The organism is uncultured Algibacter sp., assembly GCF_905480415.1.
Taxonomy (GTDB): domain Bacteria; phylum Bacteroidota; class Bacteroidia; order Flavobacteriales; family Flavobacteriaceae; genus Algibacter_B.
The window spans coordinates 1-3,786 of the sequence record NZ_CAJQQI010000081.1 but is presented as its reverse complement, the minus strand read 5'-3'; the positions used below and the strand labels follow the sequence as shown (position 1 = coordinate 3,786).

Annotated in this window: 4 protein-coding genes; all 4 read left to right on the top strand. The window is 31.2% G+C overall.

The genetic code is table 11. The annotated features are described in order from the left end of the window. Positions 1–609, top strand: a 609-nt coding sequence (locus QZ260_RS05970) for a hypothetical protein (protein ID WP_295983924.1), incomplete at its 5' end; no start/stop codon positions are given. Positions 610–903: 294 nt separating this feature from the next. Beyond that, entirely contained in the window at positions 904–2,373 is a 1,470-nt protein-coding gene (locus QZ260_RS05965) for a PKD domain-containing protein (protein WP_295983919.1), read from the top strand. 400 nt (positions 2,374–2,773) lie between these two features. Then, complete coding sequence (locus QZ260_RS05960) at positions 2,774–3,130, top strand: hypothetical protein (RefSeq protein ID WP_295983917.1); 357 nt, start codon at positions 2,774–2,776, stop codon at positions 3,128–3,130. 353 nt (positions 3,131–3,483) lie between these two features. Next, on the top strand, positions 3,484–3,786 hold a 303-nt coding region (locus QZ260_RS05955; RefSeq protein WP_295983915.1), incomplete at its 3' end, for a hypothetical protein.

Below are 3,786 nucleotides of genomic sequence, written 5' to 3'. Positions count from 1 at the left end.
GCTTGGACAATGGCTTGGTATTGTCATTATTTGTCAAATTTTAATGTAACACCTTTCAATTGGACAGTAATCATTTTATTTGGTTTTGAACTTACTTATATTGCTTTTCAAGCCTCTAAAGGACAATTATCACACTTCAACTTTGACACACCACTTTATTCTATATTATATTCGTTAATGGGTTTGGCGGCCGTAATCGTTACACTCTATACGGCTTATATTGGCTTCCTCTTTTTTACACAGTCCTTTCCAAATTTACCAAGTCATTTTATTTGGGCAATTCGTTTGGGAATCTTGATTTTTGTTATTTTTTCATTTGAAGGCGCTTTAATGAGCTCTCAGATGAGTCATAGCATTGGTGCAATAAATGATAACTCGAATTGGTGGATTATAGGTTGGAGCAAAACTGTAGGTGATTTAAGAGTTTCGCACTTTATTGGAATGCACGCTTTACAGCTACTTCCATTGCTTTCTTTTTATCTCTTTAAAAATACAAAAGCCACTATCATTATTTCATTGCTGTACGCAGTTCTTGCTACCACGACATTAGTTCATGCTTTAAATGGAAAACCTATTTTTACGGAAAACGAACAAAAGAAATCGAAATAAAAACAGCATGCAACAATGTATATAAAATATAGCTAATAAGAACTAAATCGAAAGGTTTACAACTATTTTAGTAGACCTCCAAATTTTTAAATTTGGCTTATAGAATTGAAAAAATAGAAACAAAATATAAAAATTCGGCCCGTGTATAATCTGAATACAAGTACTTTTTTACACGCTTCGTTTCATATACGGAAACGTTGCACACCATTTTGACAGTCCTAATCCTGAATAAATAATGTTAAATGAGAATAATTATTCAAAACACTTAAAATTAAATAAATTTATCTAATGATTATGAAAAATTCAACATCCCTTTTAAGAAAAAATATCCAATTTACTTTAGCTATATCGTTACTCTTTTTTAGCTGTTCAAATGATTCTTCAAATTCAAATGATTCTTCAAATTCAACTGATATAGATATTAACCCAGTAGTTCCGTTAAAATCCGAATTCGCTTCAAACTTGGACAAAATTATAGAAGGTAAGCAAATAAGTTTTACAGAAAAATCTGAAGGCGAGCCAACTAGTTGGAGTTGGACTTTTGAAGGAGGTACCCCAGCAAAATCTACTGAAAAAAATCCTGTAATATCGTATAGTGAACAGGGTACTTTTAAAGTATCTCTTACTGTTTCTAAAGACGATGATAGTGAAACTATAGAAAAAGAAAATTTGATCGATGTATTAGCTTTATTTGACGAAAATGAAGTGCCAGAAACGCAATTGTGTAAACTTGATAAAATATTTACAAATGATTATGTAGATATAGGCTTCCCTAACAATGGGCCGTCATCATCACTAGGACAAGTTAATATTCAAGTATTATTTGTAGACTTCCCTGATGCTGTCGCTTCTCAAACAACAACTGCTATTTTTAATTTATTAGAAAATATTAATACTGAATTCTACGAAGAGATGTCCTATGGTAAAATGGGAATAAACCTACTACCATACCATTCTTGGTTAAGACTTAGTATGGTTTCATCACAATATGCTGAAAGTCTAAATTCTTCTTCTGGACATCTTTCATTTATTCAAGAAGCGGTTGATTTGGCAGATGACCAAGTTGATTTTAGCGATACAGATATTGTGTTAGTAATGTCCAATCCTGATGCTTCCGAAATTGAATATGGCCCAACTTTTGGATCCCTAAATGATAGTTTCGCTATAAATGCAGATGGAAATAGTATTCTAACTGGAATTACTTCTGGATTCGATTTTAATTATTGGGGAGGTATTTGGCTTGCACATGAAATGGGACACTCTTTAGGGCTACTTGACTTATACGCTTACAGTAACTCTAATAATCACAGATACGTTGGTGGTTTTGGAGTTATGGGAATACAATCAGGAAGAGCACCAGGCTTTTTTGCATATGAAAGATGGTTACTAGGCTGGATTGATGATTCACAAATTTATTGCCATTCAGAGGGGTCAATAACTATAGAAATACAAGAGTTAGCTACTGAAGGAGGAATAAAAGCATTATCAGTGCCTCTAAACTCAAACAAAGCTATTCTAATCGAGAGTAGAAAAAAGAAGGGTTTCGACTCTTCCATGCAAAAAGAAGGAGCGTTAGTTTATGTTATTGATACTTCTATACCAAGAGGTCAAGGTCCTTTAAGGATTTTACAAAATTCTAATACTGGTAGCATGAAAGAAAATGCACCTATGATAGCTGGAGATATTTACACTTACGAAGGAGTCACAATAGAAGTAATAGAATCTAAATCATCTAGTGATATAATTCAAGTTACTTTGCAATAATAATAATGTTTCTTAACAACTATTTATCCAATCCATAGTTTAATGGAATTTCTATTAAAAAATGTTTTTGATGTTTTAAATTTTTATTTAGACTGATTTACAGCATAATATGTAAAATAAAAAAAGCCAGTGTACAACAATGGCTATAATTCATGCCTAGGCGTGAAGTTAATATCAAAATTAAATCCGTTTTTAATATTCGATGTAGATAATGTCTGTTTCGGCGCAAATCACAGCCGAGATGTTAGCTGCAAACTAAAAAAAGGGAACTAATACAGTTTTTAATAAATAGCTCTTAAAAAAAATTAATTTATCTGTCAGTAATTATACAATGTTAATTGTTATCAAATAAATAAAACTAATTTCAAAAAATTATTATTACTCGCACTATAAACATTTAATGAGCTGTGAAAAAGACGACACGAATGAATCTCCAACAGTTTATGATATTGAAGGCAAATGGTTGTTTGCTCCAAATCTCTCAAATACAATGTGCATTTTTGAAGATGGTATAAGATATGCGTATTACTGTGTTGAAGGGGATTGCCTATCTCAATATGAAACCTTTGAAGCTGCTGACGGTAATCACATCCCAGGAACTAACGATTATACATTTGAAGATGGTACTTTAACTGTAGATTTAAATTTTGGAAATGAATTAGTTGCTTCTCTTACATTTGAGTGTGATGGCGATAAAGTTTATGCTGCATCACCTAATCCATTTTACTTTTACAAATTAAATTCTGATTGTGATTAATTATAACTAACAAAAGTGTAGCTAAAAATAGCTATTAGCAAACACCGCGTATAATTAACCACATAGTTACTAACGACTTACAAATATTGCTTCGCCAGTTCGCTTCGCTTGGGTCTATCTGTGATTTATTTACTAAATTACATACTTAAAACACGCAACAAACCATATACAAACACGATCTTAGCAACAGGCTATAAAAGTAATTCTGAACATATAAATATTCATTTCAAATAAAAAAATATCAACTAATTTTTTAGGATATTTAGTATTTTGATTGTTATATTAGATATTTAAAAACCAGCAATTTTTAATAAATCATCAACTATAGTAGTGTTATTATTAATAAACTTAATTTGAAAAACATAAAACTTAAATTAGTATTATACTGTCTAGTGTGCATTTCCATTTCTAAAGTGTATTCGCAACGTGATTCACTTAGAATCATTTATACAGATGTAAAACAAACGGATTCTGTGAGATTCATGGCTTTAGACACCTTGTTTTTTAAGTATTATTATAAAGAACCAGATTCTACTTTAAAAGCCATAAATTACCACAAACAGCTTGCTGAGGAAAACAATAATAAAGAAGAGATTTGTAAATCTCTAATAAGAGCGGCACTGATATACGGACCAAAGCGCGAGTATGAAAAATGC